This is a genomic window from Streptomyces sp. NPDC111520 (assembly GCF_055635295.1).
The window spans coordinates 270,920-289,332 of record NZ_JBVKBW010000003.1 but is presented as its reverse complement, the minus strand read 5'-3'; the positions used below and the strand labels follow the sequence as shown (position 1 = coordinate 289,332).

Here is an 18,413-nt window from a genome sequence, read left to right as displayed (position 1 = left end):
GCATGGCACTCGCAGGAATTCGTCCGGCGCGGGTCAGCCGCCGGGGAACGGCCGTGACCACCTCTGAGGAGACTTCCATGAATTGGCGCGAAGCCGCCGCCTGCAGTGAGGAAGATCCGGAACTCTTCTTCCCCATCAGCGGCAGCGGTCTGGGAATGGTGCAGATCGGCGAGGCCAAGGCCGTGTGCCACCGTTGCCCCGTACGGGAGCGCTGCCTGGAGTGGGCGCTGGGAGCCGGTCCCATGGAGGGCGTCTGGGGCGGCACCACCGAGGCCGAACGGCGCGCGATGCAGCGACGCACCCAGCGCGAGCGGCTGAGAGGAACGGGCGGTACCGCGGCCTGACCGCCCCACGGCGGACGGCTCGCCGGTTCCCGCCCCGGCCTGCACGATGGAACCACGACACTCATGGAGGCCCTGCGCCGCCGCACAGGTGTCTCCTCGGCCCTAGGACTCACGCTCATGCGGGGCAAGGACGCGGGACGACTGAGCACCCGCTCGAACCCGACGCTCGAGGACCGGCCCATGCTGATGGCGCTGGCCTTCCGGATGCTCGGCTCGACGCACGACGCCGAGGACGTCGTCCAGGAGACCTACGCCCGCTGGTACGGGATGTCCCCGTCGGCACGCGCCGGCATCGAGTCCCCCACGGCCTGGCTCGTCCGCGTGGCCGGCCGGATCTGCCTGGACCACCTCGGCTCCGCCCGGGTGCGCAGGGAGAGGTACACGGGCGAGTGGCTGCCCGAGCCCCTGCCGGACAGTGCGGCGTGGAGCAGCGTGCGGAGGCCCGGGCAGCCGGACGACCCCGCCGACCGGGCCGCCCTCGACGAGTCCGTCACGATGGGCATGCTGGTCCTGCTCGAGGCACTCACCCCGGCGCAGCGCGTGAGCTTCGTCCTGCACGACGTCTTCAAGGTCCCCTTCGCCGAGATCGCCGCCATCGTCGGCCGCAGCGCCGAGAGCTGCCGCGCGCTGGCCGTGGCCGCCCGCCGCGGCATCGCCTCCGCCCGCAGGCACGAGGCGGACCAGAAGGAGTACCGGCGGCTGGTCCGCGAGTTCAAGAGGGCCTGCCAGACGGGCGAACTCGACCGTCTGATCACGCTGCTGGACCCGCAGGTGACCGCCAGGGCCGACGGGGGCGGACACGTCAGGGCCGCACTCAGGCCCATCCGCGGAGCGGACAGGACGGCGCGCTACCTCATCGGTGTGACCCGCAGGGAGAGCGGTCTCGCCATGACCGGCATCACCCTGGAGAACGCCGCCCACCGCCCGGCCCTGGTCTGCCGCTCGGACGGGGCGGTGGTGGCCGTCGTCACCCTGAACGTCGTGGGATCACGGATCACCGACGTGTGGCTCACCCTGAACCCGGAGAAGCTGGCTTCCTGGGCGTAGGCGCCCTGGACCTGGCCTGGCCGCCACCGGCCCTCCCGCGGCGCGTTCAGCGCTCGACCGCGTGCCGCATCTCCTCCTCGGTCGGCGTGGCCACCTGGGACGAGGGGCCGTAGAAGGCGTGCGACAGGCGCACCCGCAGGCGTTCGCGGCGGGTCCGACGGCGTGGGAGGCCGTTCTCGTCCTCGTCGGGGCCGGGGGCCGGCGGCCGGTACTGCTCGTGGGAGCCCAGGACGTGACGCCGCGCGGCGTCGAGGGGGCGGTGGACCTCGACGTACTCGCCGTGCGGCAGCCGGCGGATCACCCCGGTCTCGGCGCCGTGCAGCAGCGTGTCCCGGTCACGCCGCTGCAGGCCCAGGCAGATGCGTTTGGTGACGGTGAAGGCCGCCACCGGGACGACGAACACGGCGACGCGGATCGTCCACGTGACCGCGTTGATGGAGAGGTGGAAGCGCGTCGCGAAGATGTCGTTGCCGCCGCCGGCCAGCAGGCAGAAGTACAGGCTGAGCCAGGCGACGCCGAGCCCCGTGCGCACCGGGCGGTTGCGGGGCCGGTCCAGCAGGTGGTGCTCGCGCCGGTCGCCGGTGACCCAGGACTCGACGAACGGGTAGACGCCGATGGCCACCAGGACGGCGGGGAAGAGCAGCAGGGGTATCAGCACGCCGAGCACCAGGGTGTGCCCGCCGAGGTCGACCTCCCAGCCCGGCATGACGCGGATGAGGCCCTCGGCGAACCCCATGTACCAGTCCGGCTGGGCACCGGTCGAGACCTGGTCCGGCCGGTACGGCCCGTAGTTCCAGACGGGGTTGACGGCCGCGACGGCGGACAGCGCGGCCAGCACGCCCGCGACGAGGAAGAAGAAGCCGCCCGCCTTCGCCACGTACACCGGCAGCAGCGGCATGCCCACGGCGTTGCCGTTCCTTCGTCCGGGGCCCGCCCACTGGGTGTGCTTGTGGTGGAAGAGCAGGATCAGGTGGGCCGCCATCAGTGCGACGAAGATCCCGGGCAGCAGCAGGACGTGCACGGAGTAGAAGCGCGGGACGATCTCGCCGCCGGGGAACTCGCCACCGAAGAGGAACATCGAGAGGTACGTCCCCACGACCGGGACCGACAGCACGGCGCCCTGCAGGAAGCGCAGTCCGGTGCCCGACAGCAGGTCGTCCGGCAGCGAGTAGCCGATGAACCCCTCGAACATGCCGAGGACGAGCATGAGCCAGCCGAAGACCCAGTTGACCTCCCGGGGCTTGCGGTAGGAGCCCGTGAAGAAGTGCCGCATCATGTGGACGAACATGGCCGCGACGAAGACGATGGCCGCCCAGTGGTGCATTTGGCGCACCAGCAGACCGCCGCGCACGTCGAAGGAGATGCCGAGGGTGGAGGAGTAGGCCTCCGACATGCTGACGCCGCCCAGCGGGGCGTAACTGCCGTCGTAGACCACCTCGTTCATGGAGGGGTGGAAGAAGAGCGTCAAGTAGACGCCGGTCAGGACCAGCACGACGAAGCTGTACAGGCAGATCTCGCCCAGCATGAACGACCAGTGGTCGGGGAAGATCTTGCGCATGTGGGCCCTGGCCAGGGTGTAGACGCCGAGCCGGCCGTCCGCCCAGTCGGCCAGCCGCTCCCCCCGGGGCGTCCGTCCTCGGTCTCTGGTGTTACTGATCGTCACCTTGGCTTCCCTCGGGACTGTGCGCGCGGCTTCACGCGTCGGATGGGTCGTACGTCACGACGGCCCGGGCGCCGGGGATGTGAGGTGACGCCGGACACAGCGCCGCGCGCGGGTGCGGCACGGGCGTGCCGCGGGTGTGCGTCCGGTGGCCGGAGCGCCTCACATTCGCAGGAGCCGCCTCGTCATAGGGACATGCAGATCGGACACCTGAAGGGCCCGCTCCACGAGGTGATCGCGGGCCGCCTCGCGCGGCTCGCCCGCCTCGCCCGTCCCGAACACCTCCATCGACGGCTCGCGGCCGCGGTCGCGCACGCCGGCGGCACACCGGCGCCCGCGTGCACCCGCGGTCCCGGCCTGCGCCTGGTGGAGGGCGGCGGGGATGCGGGCTCCGGCCGGACCCGGCGGCGGACCCACGGGCGGCGGCGTGCGTGACGCGCCCCTGCCCGGAGCCGCCGACCACTCGCTGAGCGCCGTGTTCGGCGAGCGCCGGGTGCTGCTGAACCTGGCGTTCCGCATGCTCGGCTCCTCGTACGACGCCGAGGACGTCGTCCAGGAGACCTACATGCGCTGGTACGCCCTCTCCGACGACGTCCAGCGCGACATCAGGTCGCCCATGGCGTGGTTGGTGCGGGTGGCGAGCAGGATCTGCCTGGACCACCTGTCCTCGGCCCGCGTACGAAGGGAGCGGTACGTGGGGGAGTGGCTGCCCGAGCCGCTGCCCGGGTCGGCCGGGGACAGCGTGGGCCCGGTGTCGGCCGGCGTCGACCCCGCGGACCAGATCAGCCTGGACGAATCCGTGACCATGGGGGTGCTGGTCGTCCTGGACTCGGTCACCCCGGCCGAGCGCGTGGCGTTCATCCTGCACGACATCTTCGGCGTCCCCTTCGCGGAGATCGCGGAGACGGTGGGCCGCACCCCCGAGGCCTGCCGTCAGCTCGCCACGTCCGCCCGCCGCCGGATCAGGGCAGCCGAGCACCCCGGGGTCCTCGGCTCGCGGCACCGGGAGGTCGTGTCCGCGTTCAAGCACGCCTGCGAGACCGGTGACCTGGACTCGCTCGTCGGCCTCCTCGACGCGAACGCGACCGCGACCGCGGACGGCGGCGGACTGGTCAGGACCGCCCTGCGTCCCGTCGTCGGAGCCGACAAGATCGCCCGCCTCTTCCTCGGCGTCCTGCGGAAGGAATCCGGGGTCTCCTTCCGAGTTGAGGACGTCAGCGGCCGCCCGGGCCTCGTCGGGCGCGTGGACGGCGTGACCGGGGCGGTCATCGGGATCGGCCTCGGCGAGGAGGGCCGCATCGACCGGCTGTGGCTCGTGATGCACCCGGACAAACTGCGCGCGTGGCGCGGCAGGGACGACGTCCCGGGCGAGTACCGGGACCGCCGCCGTACGTGAGACGTACTGGCGTCCGGCGCGGAGGTCGGGCAGGCTCGCGGCATGGTCTCGGTGGTGCAGAACGTGGCGATCGACTGTGCGGATGCCTATGGGCTGGCCCTGTTCTGGAGCAGGGTGACGGGCCGTCCGCTGCATCCGGGGGACGCGCCGGGCGACCGGGAGACCCAGGTGATGCTCGCGGAGGGACCGGTGCTGTACTTCAACCAGGTGCCGGAACCCAAGACGATCAAGAACCGGCTCCATCTGTGCCTGCGCCCCGAGACCTCGCGGGAGCAGGAGGTGGAACGGCTGCTGGGCCTCGGGGCGACGCTGGTCGCCGACCACCGCGATCCCGACGGCACCGGCTGGGCGGTCCTCGCCGACCCCGAGGGGAACGAATTCTGCGTCCTCCGCAGCGAATCCGACCGGGCGGCGGCGCATTCCTGACGACTGATTCCTGACGATCGGGTGCCCGCCCGCCCGCCTGGCCGCCCGCCCGGCTATGCCCGCGCCGACACGCCGACGCCGGCGCCGCGGGCGTCGGGCGGCGGTCGTGCCGCCCCGGAACGCGGCGGTGAGCTGGGTAGAGTCGCCGGCGTGGGACTCTGGCTGCTCAACAACCTGAACACGGCCGGCCTCGCGATCCTCATCGTCGGAGGCGTCGTCGTCCTGTCGCTCGCCGCCTGCCTGGTGACACGCCGCCTTTTCCCCGAGCTGGTCCGTGGCGTGACCAATGACGTCTCCCGCACGGTACTCGAACTGTTCGGGGCGATCTACGGAATCGTCCTCGCCTTCGTCATCGTGACCCTCTGGACCGAACTCGAGCAGGTTCAGGTGGTGGTGACGTCGGAGGCCAGCGACCTCGCCGTGATCTCCCGCAACGCGCATGCGTTCCCGGACGACGTGCGGGTGAGGCTGGACGGCGCGATCGGCGACTACGTCCACGCCGTCGTGGAGGACGCGTGGCCGCTGATGCGCGAGGGGAGGAACAGCCTCAGCGCGACCTCGGGCAAGCTCGAGGCGCTGTACGGGGTCCTCCAGGGCTACGACCCGAAAACCGCCTCCGAGCAGGCCTTCTACAGTGAGTCGGTGGAGCGGCTGAACGACGTGACCACGCAGCGCAGGACCCGCATCCTGGCCGCGACGCAACACCTGCCCGTCCTCCTGCAGGTCCTCACCTACGGGGGAGCGCTGGTCGTGATGCTGGTCACCCTGCTGTACGGGGTGGAGAACCTCAAGGTGCAGCTGCTCTTCGTGGGGTCGATCGCGTTGCTGGTGGGCCTGAGCCTCACCCTCGTCCTCGTCCTCGAACACCCCTTCGCCGGGGATGTGAGCGTGAGTCCGGATCCGTTCATGGAAGGCCAGCTGGGCAAGTACTGGGGCAGGTGACGTGGCGGATCGCCCGGAACCGGGCCGGCGCGGCCGGTCCCGGGCGATCCTCCGTCACAGGCCGGTACCGGCGGCCGCGGCCTTGCCGCTGAGGTTCTCCAGGTCGCTCCTGCGGACCCGGACCAGCAGCAGCGCGACCAGCAGTGCGACGGCCGCCATGGCCGCCGAGGTGACGAACGCCGAGGAGATGCCCTCGGTCAGCACCTGGTGTCCCCAGTGGCCCGGCAACTGCCCGCTCCGTGCCAGTTCGGCCTTCTCCGCGTCGGTGGCCCGCGCCAGGAAGGCCGGCATCTGCCGCCCAGCTTCGTCGCGGGTCGCCGTTCCGAAGACCGTCACCATGATGGAGAGCCCCAGTGAGCCGCCGACCTGCTGCGAGGCGTTGAGCACCCCGGAGGCGGCGCCGGCCTCGTGCGGGGCGACGCCCGAGACACTCGTGAGCGTGAGCGTCACGAAGTTGAGGCCGATGCCCGCGCCGAAGAGGAACAGCGGCGCCATCACGCCGCCCACGTACGTGGTGCCGGGATCGATCGCCGTCAGCCAGCCCAGCCCGACGATCGACAGGGCCGAGCCGATGACCACGAACGGCTTGGGGCCGAGCGCCGGCAGCAGCCGCTGCGTGATCCCGACCGCGACGACCAGCGCCGCGGTGAAGGTCAGCGACGCCAGACCCGAGCGGATCGGGCTGTAGCCCGGCACGACCTGGAAGAACTGCACGATGAAGAAGAACATCCCGTACATCGCGCCCGCCAGGCAGAGGATGATGACGTACGAGCCGACGCGGTTGCGGTCGCCGAACATGCGCAGCGGGATGATGGGTTGCGCGGCCCGGGACTCGACGAGCACGAACGCCGCGAGGAGCACCGCCGACGCCGCGAAGGCGGTGACGGTCAGCGGGTCGCTCCAGCCGTCCCCGGAGGCCCGGATGAACCCGTAGACGAGCGAGGCCATGCCGAGGGTCGAGGTCGCGGCGCCGGCGACGTCGAAGTGGCCGGGGTGGCGCCGGGACTCGTTGATGTAGACCGGGGCGAGCCCCGCGACGAGGAGCCCGATCGGGACGTTGACGAACAGCACCCACCGCCAGTCGAGCCACTCCGTGAGCATGCCGCCCGCCAGCAGCCCGACGGCCGCGCCGGCCCCGGAGACGCCCGCGAACACGCCCATCGCCCGGTTGCGTTCCGGGCCCTCGGCGAAGTTGGTGGTGATGAGCGCGAGCGACGTGGGGGAGGCGATCGCGCCGCCGACGCCCTGGAGGGCGCGCGCGGCCAGCAGCTGCCAGGGCTCCTGCGCGAGGCCGCCCAGCAGGGACGCCAGGGTGAAGACGACGATGCCGGTGGTGAACACGCGCCGGCGCCCGAGGATGTCGCCCGCCCGGCCGCCCAGCAGCAGCATGCCGCCGAAGGTCAGCGTGTAGGCGCTCAGGACCCAGGACAGGTCGGTCGTGGAGAAGCCGAGCGAACGCTGGATGTTCGGCAGCGCGACGTTCACGATGGTGCTGTCCAGCACGATCATCAGCTGGCACGCGGCGATGATGAACAGCGCGATCCCCGGGTGGCCGGTTCGACGGGCGGCACCGGGTACGGGCGCGGCGTGTTCCAGCTGGGTCGTCATCGGCCGACCCCCCGCCGTGCGGTCGTGCCGATCCTGACGTCCGCGGACCGGCGGCCCGCGTCAAGAGGGTCGGACATCTCTTTCCTTCCGTCGAGGCGAAATGCGACGGCGCGCCCTGGAGGCGGCGCCTCAACGGAATGACGAGGCGCTCCGACCGCGCGTGAGGTGATCGCCGTCACAGGGCGCACGTGCGTGTGAGCGGCGCTACATCACACATGCCGGCGGCGCATCGTCGTGTCCGTGTAGGGGCCGATCCGGCCGGGAGGACGGGAGTGCCGATGGAAGAGCCATCACAACAGCGGGTCGTGGTCGGCGTCAGCGGTTCCCTGAACAGCCTGGTCGCGTTGCAGCGCGCCGGCGCCGAGGCACGTCTGAGCGGGCGCAGGCTGCTGGCCGTCCTGGTGTGGACCCGGGCCGAGGCCGGCCTGCTGTCCCGGGGCCCCGGTCCGGAGGTGCCCGTGGCCGGGAACGCGTTCGGGCCCGCGTTCGGGCACGCCTTCGGGCGCGGGCCCGGAAGCGCGGCCCGGAGCGCGGCGGCGCGGCTCCTGACCGCCATGCTGAACGACGTCTTCGCCGCCACCGCCGACGACCTGCACATCGACGGCCTGGCGATCTCGGGCCGGCACCCGGGGGAGACCCTCGTCAAGATCGCCCGACGCGACGACGACCTGCTGGTCGTCGGCGCCGGACGGAGGCGGCGGTTCGGCTGGGCGCGGTCGCGGGTGGCCCGGCACTGCCTCGTTCACGCGTCGTGTCCGGTGCTGACCGTGCCGCCGTCTCCGTTGCAGCTGGACCTGGAGGCGATGACGCGGAGGCGGGGGCTTCGGCGGTACGGCCGTGACGAGGTGCGGCAGGAGTTGTTGCGGGCGTTGATGGGGGAGCGGCTCGCGCACGGCGACTTGTGACGGGCGCGGGCCGGTTCGTTCCAGCGCGGCACGCGTCACCCGCGCCTGACGGGTAAGACGGCAGCCATGAGGATCGATGGGACCGCGGTCCCCGTACGGCAGCGGCGGTTGCTGCTGTCGCCCCTGCTGCTGCCCGTGCAGTGGGCGTTGCTCGTCGCGCTCGGGGTGCTCGTGACCGGCCCGTGGGCGGGCCGGTGGCCGTTGTCGGCGGAGGACGGAGCCGTCCGGTTCCTGTCCGCGCACCGCAGCGGCGCCGGTGACGCCGTGTCGCGCGGGCTGTCCCTGGTCGCGGGCACGCAGGGGGTGGTCGCCGTGACGCTGCTGTGCGTGGTGGCGCTGCTCGTGCTGCCCCGCACTCCACGGCGGGCCGAGGCGTGCTTCCTGGCCGGTGCGGTGGCGGCGCAGTCGGCGGTCTTCGTCCTCGTCACCCTGTGCGTGGCACGGCCCCGCCCGGACGTCCCGCACCTGGAGCAGGCGCCGCAGACCTCGAGCTTCCCCTCGGGGCACGTGGGCGCCGCGCTCGCCCTGTACGGGGCCCTGGCCGTGATCGTGGCCCGAGGACCGCGCCACCCTTGGCGGCTGCCGCTGACCGCGCTGCTGCTCTGCCTCCCCGCGGCGGTCGCGGCGGCACGGCTGTACGCGGGGATGCACCACCCCAGTGACGTCGTCGGCGGTCTCCTCAACGGTGCCTGCACCCTGTTCGTGGCGGCCCGCGCCCTGTTGCCGCCGGGCAGGCAGCGACGCGGACGCCCACCCGGCCCCCGCTCCCGTCGCGGCGCCGGCGGACGCCGGGCCGTCGTCGTCCGGCATCCGCACGCCTGCCCCGACGAACTGGCCGACGCGGTCCGCGCGGCCCTGGACCGGCACGGCTACACCGACCAGCGGTGGACCCTCACCACGGCCGAACATCCGGGCGGCGAACTGAGGGCGCTGACCACGCGATCCGGTCCGGCGCTGGTCGTGGCCTGCGGCGGCGACGGCACCGTCCGCGCCTGCGCCGAGCCCCTGCTGGGCACGGACACCGCGCTGGCCATCGTGCCGTGCGGCACCGGCAACCTGCTGGCCCGCAACCTCGACCTGCCCCTGGACCCGGCGGCGGCCCTGGAGCGGGCCCTCGCCGGGCGGACCGGCCGCATCGACGTGGGGCGGGTGCACGGCGACGGGCTGCCCGCGACCTGCTTCACCGTCATGGCCGGAGCGGGTCTCTACGCCGCCATGGTCCGCGACGCCTCGGACCGGCTCAAGGCGCGCCTGGGCTGGAGCGCTTACGCGGTCTCGGGGTTCGGCCATCTCCGCGAACCCCGTATGCACGTCGCGATCCGCCTGGACGGCGGCCCGGAGCTGACGCGCCGGGCGCGGATGGTCCTCATCGGCAACGTCGGTGTCCTCCAGGGCGGCCTGCCACTGCTGCCCGCGGCGCGCCCCGACAGCGGCCACGTGGACCTCGTGCTGCTCGATCCGCGCGGCCTGACCGGATGGGCGGCCGCCGCCGGGCACCTGGTGGCGGGCATGCTGCCGCGCCGCGCGGGACGGCGCGGCGCCGGCGCGCCGGCCGGCTCGCCGGTGGCCAGGGGAGCCCTGGAGTACTTCCAGGCCCGGCGGATCGACCTCGGCTTCGCCACGCCCCAGGCCCGCGAACTCGACGGCGACGTCGTCCCCGACGGCACCCGGCTCACCGTCGAGGTCCAGCCGGCGGCCCTTGCCGTCCGCCTGCCCGCCCCCGCGCCCACCTCCACCCCCGCGCCCGCCCGTGCCGCCCGGCACGAGGACGACCGCGCCGTCGCTTCCGGCGGCTGAGTTCCCGCCGCTCCCCCGCGGCCGTACCAGGCAGGAGAACGATGGGCACCGCCACCCGCGTCCCGCAGCGACGCGACGTCCAGGGCGACGAACTGTCCGGCGACGAGGCCTGGGCCGCGCTGCGCCGTCACGGAGGCTGGAGCCTGCTGCGCGACTCCTTCGTGCGCTTCCGCTACGCCGACGGCTTCAGCCACTCCCGCGCGCTGGCCCTGCAGACGGTCCTGTCGATCGTCCCCTTCGCCATCGCCGTGATCGGCCTGTCGAGCGTCCTGCACACCGAGGACATCGGCCGCGTCGCCGAACTGACCGTGCGCCGGATCGCGAGCGGACCCAGCCAGCAGGTGATCGACGACGCCCTGCGGCAGAGCCACCGGCAGGGCGACGGCGGCGGGCAGGCGGCCCTGTGGCTGGGGCTGCTGTTCTCCGTCGTCAACGTCACCACCGGGCTGTGCCAGGTCGAGCGCGGCGCCAACCGCATCTACGGCGTGGAGCGGGACCGCCCCTTCCTGCAGAAGTACAGCCGCGGCCTGGTGATGGCCCTGCTGGCGGGCGTGCCGCTCGGCCTCAGCTTCGTCCTCACCGTCCTGGGCGCCCACCTGACCCGGGCCCTCGCGCAGGTCTACCACCTCGACACCGCCACCACGCACGCCTGGGACGTCCTGCGCTGGCCGCTCGGGATACTCCTCGCGGTCCTCGCCACCAGCGCGATCTTCCGCCGCTCACCCCGCCGGGACCAACCCGGCTACACCTGGCTCGCCTTCGGCGCGACGACGTACCTGGTGCTGTGGAGCCTGTCGACGTGGGCGCTCAGCCTGTACGTCGGTGCCAACGGATCCTTCACCAGCATGTACGGGCCGCTCAGCGCCTTCGTCGCACTGCTGCTGTGGTCCTACCTCACCTCGGTCGCGCTCTTCCTCGGCCTGGCCTTCGCCGCGCAACTGGAGGCGGTCCGGGCGGGGGTACGGCAACCGGCCGCCGACGACCCCGGGGTGTGACCCCCGTTCGGCGGAGCCGGTCGCGTGCGCGTGCGCGGGCCGAGCGGCGGCCGGCCGAGGGCGAGGTTGCGGGGTGCCCGATGTGCGCATGGCTTCGACGAGCGCTGATGTCGATCGGAACGGTGTGCTCAGGGGCGGTCGATCAGCCGGTATCCGCCGTACCGCACGTGCCTTGGGGCTTCGCCCGCACTCGCGCGTGCCGGGGAGACGGCCTTGCTGCGGTCCTTCCTGCAGAAGTAGGGCCCCACGTGCCCGGAGGACCAGCCGGCCGTCCGCGTTACGGCCCCGGGAAGGAACTCAGGTCGACGGCCACCCGGGACAGCATCTGTCCGAGCAGGTGGAGGGCTCGTGCCCGCGTGGGTGCCTGGCGGAACGTGCCGGACCAGTAGATGTCGGTGTATCCCTCGACGGCGACCAGGGTCTCGTCCGCGTTCCGGGCGGCCAGCACCAGCACGAACCGCACGTAGTCCCCGACGTGGGTGCCGGGCGGGTGCCGTGCCAGGAAGGGGCGCAGGCGGGCGGTGAGGGCCGGCAGCGTGCGTGCGGTGGGGAAGACGACGGCCAGAGCGGCGAGGGCGAGCCGCACGGCCGGGCACTCGGCCTGCCACCGGCCCAGGAGCTCCGGTGCGCGGGACCCGACCACGGCGCGGGCCCGGGCTTCGCTCTCCGGGTCCGCGTGGGGCGGGGTGTCGGGCCAGCAGGAGGCCTGATGGCGTTCCGCGACCGTGGCGGCGCTGAAGAGGACGCCCACCGCACCGAAGCGCTCCCGCGCGGGCACCCGGTCGTCGCCGGCCAGCACCGCGAGCAGCACGAGGCCTTCGGCTGTGGAGGCCTGGCATGTGTCCTGGTGGAGGATCTCGCTGTAGAAGTCGGCGAGGAAATCGGAGTCGTCCGCCCAGTACGGACTCGCAGAGGGCGTGAACAGCATGTGGGCCTGGGGCGGCCGGTCCCGTTCGGGCACCCGGTCCGCGATCACGTCCCGGAAGATGCGCCGGATCGGCGGGCCGAACGCCTGGGCGGTCCGCTCGGTCCCCTCCTGCCCACCCGGTCCGTCGCTCGCCATCGGCGCAGCGTACAGCGGCGCGTACCGCGGGCGGACGGCCGGTCCGTCAGGCCGCGGAGCCGGTGGCGTCGTGGTCGGTGGAGAGCGCGAGGGGCCGCCAGGCGTCGGTCTCCTTGCGGAGCTCGGCGATCTTGCCGTCCATCGCGGCGGCGCAGTCGCTGCCGAGCTGCGCGCGCATCGGCGGGTGGCCGGTGTCGGCGAGCTCGATCATGGCCCGGGCGCCCTTGACCGGGTCACCGGGCTGGACGCGGTTGAGGCCGGGGACGGCATCGCGCACCGCGCCCGCGGTGGCGGCGTAGTCGGGGATCACCCGGCCCTCGGTGTGCAGGCTGGACGCGTCGAGGAAGTCGGTGCGGAAGTAGCCCGGTTCGACGATCACGACGTGGATGCCCAGCGGGGACAGCTCGTCGTGCAGGGCCTCGGAGAGCCCCTCGACCGCGAACTTGGTGGAGCAGTAGACGCCGAAGCCGGGCGCGCCGCGGAAACCCCCGATGGAGCTCAGGTTGAGGATGCGGCCCGCCCGCTGCCGGCGCATGACCGGCAGGACGGCACGGGTGACGTTGGCGAGGCCGAAGACGTTCGTCTCGTAGACCGCCCGGAACGCCGCGTCGGAGACCTCCTCGACCGCTCCCAGCACCCCGCGGCCCGCGTTGTTGACCAGGACGTCGATCCTGCCGAAGGCGTACACGGCCGCGTCGGCCGCCGCGCGGGCCTGCGCCTCGTCGGTGACGTCCAGGGCGACCGCGAGCACCCGCTCGCCGTACGCGGAGAGCGCCTTCTCCATGCCCCGGGGGTCGCGGGCCGTCGCCACGACGCGGTCGCCGCGCTCCAGTGCCTGTCGGGCGAGCTCCAGTCCGAATCCGCGGGCCGCGCCGGTGATGAACCAAGTGATCATGACAGCCACACTCCGGGTCTCCGGGGGTCAGTGCGCGATGAGGTTCTGGCCGCCGTCGATGTCGTACGTCCCGCCGGTGAGCGCGCCGTTGCACATGATGTGGGTGGCGAGCGCGGCGACGTCCGCCGGGCCGACGACCCGCCGGATGGGCAGCGTGGCGCGCAGTTCCTCGCGCCGGGCCTCGAGCCGGTCGCCCAGCAGCGACGCCGACAGGGCGGTGTCGACGAAGCCGGCGGCGATGAGGTTGACGCGGATCGGCGCCAGTTCCAGCGCCAGGTTCGCGGTGAGGGCGGGCAGCGCCGCGGTGAGGGTGGACGCCACGGCCATGCCGACGCCGGGGCGCCGGCCGCCCGTGCCGCCGATGAACAGCAGGGTCCCGCCGGGGCGGACCTTGCCGGCACTGTGGAGCGCCACCCCCAGGGTCATGGCGAGGCGGTCGCCGAAGTGACGGCGGGCCGTGGCGAGGTCCATCTCCGCCAGCGGCATGTAGAACGGGCTGCCTGCCGTGAGCAGCACGTGGTCGACGGTGCCGGGCAGGCCCCGGAAGAACTCCCCGAGGCGGTCGGTGTCGGTGGCGTCGAAGGCCGCCGTGCTCAGCGGCCGGAGTTCGTCCGCGGCCTTCCGCAGCCGGTCGGGGTTGCGCCCGGTCAGGACCACCTCCCCGCCGCCGTCCCGTACCCGGCGCGCGGTCTCCAGGCCGATGCCCGAGCTGGCCCCGATCACCACGACGGTCTGGCCGCCGAGGTCGGCGGGCTCCTGGTGCGCGGTGCCGCCCGTCATGGGTACCTCCGATCGCCGGCCCCGTCGTGGGGGGCCGGGGGAGAGGGGGCTGAGGGGTCAGGGGGCCGGGGGATCAGGGGCCGGGGGATCAGGGGCCGGGGCGTCAGAACAGCGGCTCGCCGCCGCGCAGTTGCGGGTACAGCGCGACCGTGCCACCGGACAGTTGCGCCAGGACCCGCCGGGTGATGTCATCGGCGACCACCTCGTCCGCCCCGGCCTCCACGCCGTCGAGGGTGGCACGCGCCACGGTCGCGGGATCCTCCTTCGGGCCGGTCACGGCCGCGGCCATCTCCGTCGCCAGGTAGCTGACGTGGAGCGCCGTGACCTGCGTCCCCTGCTCGGCCAGCGCCAGCCGCAGGGCATTGGTGATCGACCACTCGCCGGACTTGGCGGCGGCGTACCCGGCGGTGCGCGGGACGGACACCCAGGACAGGATCGATAGCACGTTGACGATCGCGCCGCCCCCGTTGCGGCCGAGCACGGGGGCGAAGGCCCTGCTCATGGCGAGGGTGCCGATGACATGCGTCTCGAACTCCGAGCGGAACGCATCCAGGTCGGCGGTGAGGACGTTCGCCCGGGTCGTGGATCCCGCGTTGTTGACCAGGAAGGTCACGTCCCCGGCCTGCTCGGCCGCGGCACGCACCGACGCGTGGTCGGTGATGTCCACCGCGACGGGGACGGCATCGGGGACGGAGACCTTCGCGGGGTCGCGGGCTCCCGCGTAGACCTTGGCCGCCCCGGCCTCGAAGAGTGCCTTCACGAACTGCTCACCGAGCCCGCGGTTGGCTCCGGTGACGAAGGCGACGGACCCTTGGACCTTCATGGGGACACCCTCCCGGCGTGCGGCGGCGGGGCTCCGGCGCGCGGTCACGGCGCGCCACGGCGGCCCGTGGTCGTCCTCCCTCCTCGAACGTATATCGCCCCTGGTGCCGCCACCACCGGAGGACCACCGGAGGACCGGCGAGGAGCCGTGCGGGTGGCGGAGGCACTCCTTTGGCGGCGCTCACGATGCCGCGGCCGCCACGGTCCGGAAACTGGTGTTCGGCAACGAAAGGTCGTCGAGGAGGCCGGCGTGACGGGCGAGACCCCCGGCGGGGCGGATCAGCGGGAGTCGTCGGGGGAGACGACCGAACCGAGCGGCGCGAACGAACCGAGCGGTGCGACGGAGCCCTCCGCGCCCACGGGCGGGCGCCGGACGCTGCTGGACGAGCTGACGAACCCGCCTCCGCCACCCCCGCCGCTGCCCCCGGAACCGGCGGAGCGCACCCCCGTCAACCCGCTGAGGACCTGGCTCCCGGTGGTCCTGCTGCTGGTGCTGATCTTCTGCGTGGTCCAGGCGCTGCGGCCGCTCCCGGCGCCCACGCTGAGGCTGACCACGGCGCCCTCGTACACCTTCGGCGGCGACCGGCCGACACTGCCGTGGCCCGCCGAGGGCCAGGCGGTGCTGGAGGCCGAGGGCCTGGGCCGGATCGGCGCGTTCGGTGAACAGCGGCCGGTGCCGATCGCGAGCGTCGCCAAGGTGATGACGGCCTACGTCATCCTGCGCGACCACCCGATCGAGCAGGGCGAGACGGGCAAGACCGTCCCGGTCGACCGCAAGGCCGAGGACCAGTTCGGGAGCGGGCAGACGGAGGGCGAGTCCGTCGTCAAGGTGAGGGCGGGCCAGAAGCTTAGCGAGTACGAGGCGCTGGAGGCCGTGATGCTGCCCTCGGCCAACAACATCGCCCGTCTGCTGGCCCGTTGGGATGCGGGTTCGGAGGCGGCGTTCGTGCGGAAGATGAACGCCACCGCCAGGGAACTCGGCATGGACGACACGACGTACACCGACCCCAGCGGCCTGGAGGCGAGCACCGTCAGCACCGCGAGCGACCAGGTCAGGCTGGGGCACGCGGCGATGAAGGACCCGGTCTTCGCCGAACTCGCCGCCAAGACCCGCTACACGGACCTCAACGGAGACGTCCAGCGGAACGTCAACCGACTGCTCGGCTCCGGCGACGTCGTCGGCATCAAGACCGGCAGCAGCACCAAGGCGGGCGGCAACCTCCTGTTCGCGGCGGTCCGCGACCTCGACGGCACCGAACAGCTCGTCGTCGGCGCGGTGCTCGGGCAGCACAAGGCCGACATCCTCGACACGGTGCTGGGCCGCAGCGACACGCTGCTCCAGGCCGCGCTCCGGGCGCTCGACTCGCGGGTGGTCGTCGGGAAGGGCGAGGCCGTCGGCTACATCGACGACGGTCTCGGCGGACGGACGGAGGTCGTGGCGACGGAGGACGTCCGCGCGATCGGCTGGAGCGGCCTCAGGGTGGGCCTCTCCCTGGACGCCCCCAGGAACGGCATCCCGCACGCGGCACCGGCCGGCGCCCCGATCGGCACCCTCACCGTCGGCGACGACGACAGCGCCGTGAAGGTGCCGGTCGCCCTCGGCGGCCGTCTGTCCTCGCCGTCGCTCGGCTCGAAGCTCACCCGCCTCGGCTGATCCGGCTGAAGCGGATCGCGGGCCGCTCGCCGCTTCCCTCAGACGAGGTAGCCGGCGACGAGGTCCGCGAACTCCTGCTCGGTGAGCACCTTCGTGCCCAGTTCCTGCGCCTTGGCGAGCTTGGAACCCGCTCCCTCGCCCGCGACGAGGAGGGTGGTCTTCTTCGACACGCTGCCGGACGAGGTGCCGCCGGCGTTGCCGACCAGCTCGTTCAGCTCGTTGCGGTTCCGGCCGGCGAGGAGCCCGTTCATGCCGCCGGTGATGACGACGACCTGACCGTCGAGCGGCCTCGCCTCGCCGGGCGTGCCGATGGAGGCCGCCGCGGGCTCGGTCATGGTGACGCCCGAGGCGACGAGCTTGTCGATGACGGCACCCATGGCCGCGATGTGCGCCGCGATCTTGGGGGCGTTCGCCGCCGGAAGCTTGTGCACCGCGGCCAGGGCGTCGGCGTCGGCCGCGCGTATCGCGTCCATCGTGCCGAAGTGACGGGCGATCTCACGGGAGAGCGTACGGCCGGTGCGGACGATGCCCAGCGCGCAGAACACCCGGTTGAGGGGCTTGGCCTTGGCCGCCTCGATCTGCGCCACCACGGTGTCGGCGCGCTTCTCGCTGCGGGTGGCCTCGACCAGCCGCTCGCGCGTGAGGCCGAACAGGTCGGCCACGTCGGCGACGGCGCCGCTGTCGACCAGGGCCTCGAGGTAGGTGACACCGAGGCCGTCGATGTCGAGTTGGTCGCGGCCCACGGCGTACCGCAGCGCGGCGAGCAGGCCGCATCCGCCGCCGGCGCCGCCCGCGCACTCCCAGCGTTCGCCCGAGGTGTCGATCTCGCCGCCGCACGTCGGGCACGACTCGGGGAAGACCACGGGCGTCTCGTCACCCGTGCGCAGCTCCACCACGGGTGCCTCGATGCGGGGGATGATGTCGCCGGCCTTCCACACCATGACGGTGTCACCGATCATCAGGCCGCTGTCGCGGATGAACTTCGGGTTGTGCAGCGTCGCGTACCGCACGATGCTGCCGTCGACCTCTACCGGCTCCAGCACGGCCCGGGGTGCGATGACGCCGGTGCGTCCGACGTTCCACTCCACCGCGAGCAGCTTCGACTGCCGCTCGGCGGCGGCGAGTTTGTACGCCGTCGCCCAGTGCGGGTGCCGGGTGGCGAACCCGGCCTTCTCCTGCTCGGCGACGGCGTCCGCCTTGATGACGACGCCGTCGATGCCGAACGGCAGCTCCGCGCGCAGTGCCGCGATCTCGTCGACGCGGCGCTGGACGTCCTCCACGGTGGCGCAGACCCGCGGTCCCACCGGTGTGGCGGCCGTGGTCTGCACCCCCGCGGCGGCGACGGCGTCCATCATCTGCGTGTGGGTGTCGCCGGGCAGGCCGACCACCCCGTAGGCGTAGAAGGTCGTCTCGATCACGTAGGGGCGGTCCTTGGCGCGCAGCGTGCCGGCCGTGCCGTTGCGCGGGTTGGAGAAGACCTTCGCCCCGTGGGCGGTCCGTACGGCGTTGGCCGCCGCGAACTGCTCCCGGGTGAGCAGGACTTCGCCGCGCACCTCGAAGGTGGCGGAGGTGTTCAGCACCGACGGCAGGCCCACGATCGACCCGATCGCGTGGGAGACGTCCTCGCCGGAGCTGCCGTCGCCCCGCGTGACGAGCCGCGTCAGGCGCCCGTCCACGTACCGGGCGGCGATGGCGGCCCCGTCCAGCTTGGGTTCGGTGACGTAGCCGCCCTGCACGGGCGCCCCGAGCCGCCGGGCGACCGACGCGTCCCACTTGACCAGTTCCTCGGCGCTGAAGACGTTGTCGAGGGACAACATGGGAACGGTGTGCGCCACGTCGCCCGTCGGGGCGGCCCCGCCGCCCACCTTGCCCGTGGGGGAGTCCTCGCGGACGTCCCCGGGGTGCTCGGTCTCGTAGTCGCGGATGCGCGAGGCCAGCAGGTCGTAGGCGGCGTCGTCGAGCGGGCTCGTCCCGTCGCCGTAGTAGGCGGCGCACGCCTGCAGGGCCGTGTCCACGGCGGAGCGGTAGTCCTCACGGGACATCAGCGGGGCAGCGATCACTGTCGTCATGCGTTGCATC

At 73.0% G+C, this 18,413-nt stretch carries 17 protein-coding genes; 10 read left to right on the top strand and 7 right to left on the bottom strand.

What is annotated here, in order from left to right; all coding sequences use genetic code 11:
* Positions 1 to 77 precede the first annotated feature (77 nt).
* Both ACZ7MY_RS08715 and sigJ (ACZ7MY_RS08710) read left to right on the top strand, forming a co-directional pair.
* Positions 78 to 344, top strand: coding sequence for a WhiB family transcriptional regulator (locus tag ACZ7MY_RS08715; protein ID WP_499600554.1), 267 nt, complete (start codon positions 78 to 80; stop codon positions 342 to 344).
* Positions 345 to 407: 63 nt separating this feature from the next.
* Positions 408 to 1,391 (top strand): RNA polymerase sigma factor SigJ, encoded by a 984-nt coding sequence (sigJ, locus tag ACZ7MY_RS08710; protein ID WP_499600553.1) that lies wholly within the window; start codon positions 408 to 410, stop codon positions 1,389 to 1,391.
* 46 nt (positions 1,392 to 1,437) lie between these two features.
* Here the strand turns inward: sigJ (ACZ7MY_RS08710) and qcrB are convergent, their stop codons facing one another.
* A complete protein-coding gene (gene qcrB, locus ACZ7MY_RS08705) occupies positions 1,438 to 3,054 on the bottom strand; it encodes a cytochrome bc1 complex cytochrome b subunit (RefSeq protein ID WP_499600552.1) in 1,617 nt (538 codons plus the stop codon).
* Positions 3,055 to 3,246: 192 nt separating this feature from the next.
* On the opposite strand from qcrB, the gene ACZ7MY_RS08700 reads away from it, so the two are divergent.
* The 4 genes from ACZ7MY_RS08700 (at position 3,247) to ACZ7MY_RS08685 (ending at position 5,815) form a co-directional block, all read left to right on the top strand.
* Complete coding sequence (locus ACZ7MY_RS08700; protein ID WP_499600551.1) at positions 3,247 to 3,486, top strand: hypothetical protein; 240 nt, start codon at positions 3,247 to 3,249, stop codon at positions 3,484 to 3,486.
* Positions 3,479 to 4,447 carry an RNA polymerase sigma factor SigJ gene (gene sigJ / locus ACZ7MY_RS08695; protein WP_499600550.1) on the top strand — a complete coding sequence of 323 codons (969 nt, stop codon included), beginning with the start codon at positions 3,479 to 3,481 and terminating at the stop codon, positions 4,445 to 4,447. The genes ACZ7MY_RS08700 and sigJ (ACZ7MY_RS08695) overlap by 8 nt, the downstream gene beginning before the upstream one ends.
* A 42-nt stretch (positions 4,448 to 4,489) precedes the next feature.
* Positions 4,490 to 4,873: a VOC family protein gene (locus ACZ7MY_RS08690; RefSeq protein WP_499600549.1), complete on the top strand. Its 384-nt coding sequence runs from the start codon at positions 4,490 to 4,492 to the stop codon at positions 4,871 to 4,873.
* A gap of 150 nt (positions 4,874 to 5,023) precedes the next feature.
* The gene (locus ACZ7MY_RS08685; protein ID WP_499600548.1) at positions 5,024 to 5,815 is read left to right on the top strand and encodes a bestrophin-like domain; all 792 of its coding nucleotides are present in this window, start codon (positions 5,024 to 5,026) and stop codon (positions 5,813 to 5,815) included.
* 54 nt (positions 5,816 to 5,869) lie between these two features.
* On the opposite strand, the gene ACZ7MY_RS08680 is transcribed toward ACZ7MY_RS08685, so the two are convergent.
* Positions 5,870 to 7,423, bottom strand: a complete 1,554-nt coding sequence (locus ACZ7MY_RS08680; RefSeq protein WP_499600547.1) for an MFS transporter — start codon at positions 7,421 to 7,423, stop codon at positions 5,870 to 5,872.
* Positions 7,424 to 7,701: 278 nt separating this feature from the next.
* Here ACZ7MY_RS08680 and ACZ7MY_RS08675 point away from each other — a divergent pair, with 278 nt between their 5' ends.
* From ACZ7MY_RS08675 to ACZ7MY_RS08665, 3 genes are all read left to right on the top strand, one after another.
* Positions 7,702 to 8,328 (top strand): universal stress protein, encoded by a 627-nt coding sequence (locus tag ACZ7MY_RS08675; protein ID WP_499600546.1) that lies wholly within the window; start codon positions 7,702 to 7,704, stop codon positions 8,326 to 8,328.
* 66 nt (positions 8,329 to 8,394) lie between these two features.
* Positions 8,395 to 10,125, top strand: coding sequence for a bifunctional phosphatase PAP2/diacylglycerol kinase family protein (locus tag ACZ7MY_RS08670; protein ID WP_499600545.1), 1,731 nt, complete (start codon positions 8,395 to 8,397; stop codon positions 10,123 to 10,125).
* A 41-nt stretch (positions 10,126 to 10,166) separates the two neighbouring features.
* Complete coding sequence (locus tag ACZ7MY_RS08665; protein WP_499600544.1) at positions 10,167 to 11,120, top strand: YihY/virulence factor BrkB family protein; 954 nt, start codon at positions 10,167 to 10,169, stop codon at positions 11,118 to 11,120.
* Between the two features lie 277 nt (positions 11,121 to 11,397).
* Here ACZ7MY_RS08665 and ACZ7MY_RS08660 read toward each other — a convergent pair whose 3' ends face one another.
* The 4 genes from ACZ7MY_RS08660 to ACZ7MY_RS08645 form a co-directional block, all read right to left on the bottom strand.
* Positions 11,398 to 12,183, bottom strand: coding sequence for a hypothetical protein (locus tag ACZ7MY_RS08660; RefSeq protein ID WP_499600543.1), 786 nt, complete (start codon positions 12,181 to 12,183; stop codon positions 11,398 to 11,400).
* Between the two features lie 46 nt (positions 12,184 to 12,229).
* Positions 12,230 to 13,078, bottom strand: coding sequence for an oxidoreductase (locus ACZ7MY_RS08655; RefSeq protein WP_499600542.1), 849 nt, complete (start codon positions 13,076 to 13,078; stop codon positions 12,230 to 12,232).
* 27 nt (positions 13,079 to 13,105) lie between these two features.
* Positions 13,106 to 13,858 carry an SDR family oxidoreductase gene (locus ACZ7MY_RS08650; RefSeq protein WP_499600541.1) on the bottom strand — a complete coding sequence of 251 codons (753 nt, stop codon included), beginning with the start codon at positions 13,856 to 13,858 and terminating at the stop codon, positions 13,106 to 13,108.
* 103 nt (positions 13,859 to 13,961) lie between these two features.
* Positions 13,962 to 14,681, bottom strand: a complete 720-nt coding sequence (locus tag ACZ7MY_RS08645) for an SDR family oxidoreductase (protein WP_499600540.1) — start codon at positions 14,679 to 14,681, stop codon at positions 13,962 to 13,964.
* A 249-nt stretch (positions 14,682 to 14,930) separates the two neighbouring features.
* Here ACZ7MY_RS08645 and ACZ7MY_RS08640 point away from each other — a divergent pair, with 249 nt between their 5' ends.
* Positions 14,931 to 16,334 (top strand): D-alanyl-D-alanine carboxypeptidase family protein, encoded by a 1,404-nt coding sequence (locus ACZ7MY_RS08640; RefSeq protein ID WP_499600539.1) that lies wholly within the window; start codon positions 14,931 to 14,933, stop codon positions 16,332 to 16,334.
* Positions 16,335 to 16,372: 38 nt separating this feature from the next.
* Here ACZ7MY_RS08640 and ligA read toward each other — a convergent pair whose 3' ends face one another.
* Positions 16,373 to 18,403: an NAD-dependent DNA ligase LigA gene (gene ligA / locus ACZ7MY_RS08635; RefSeq protein WP_499600538.1), complete on the bottom strand. Its 2,031-nt coding sequence runs from the start codon at positions 18,401 to 18,403 to the stop codon at positions 16,373 to 16,375.
* Positions 18,404 to 18,413 lie beyond the last annotated feature (10 nt).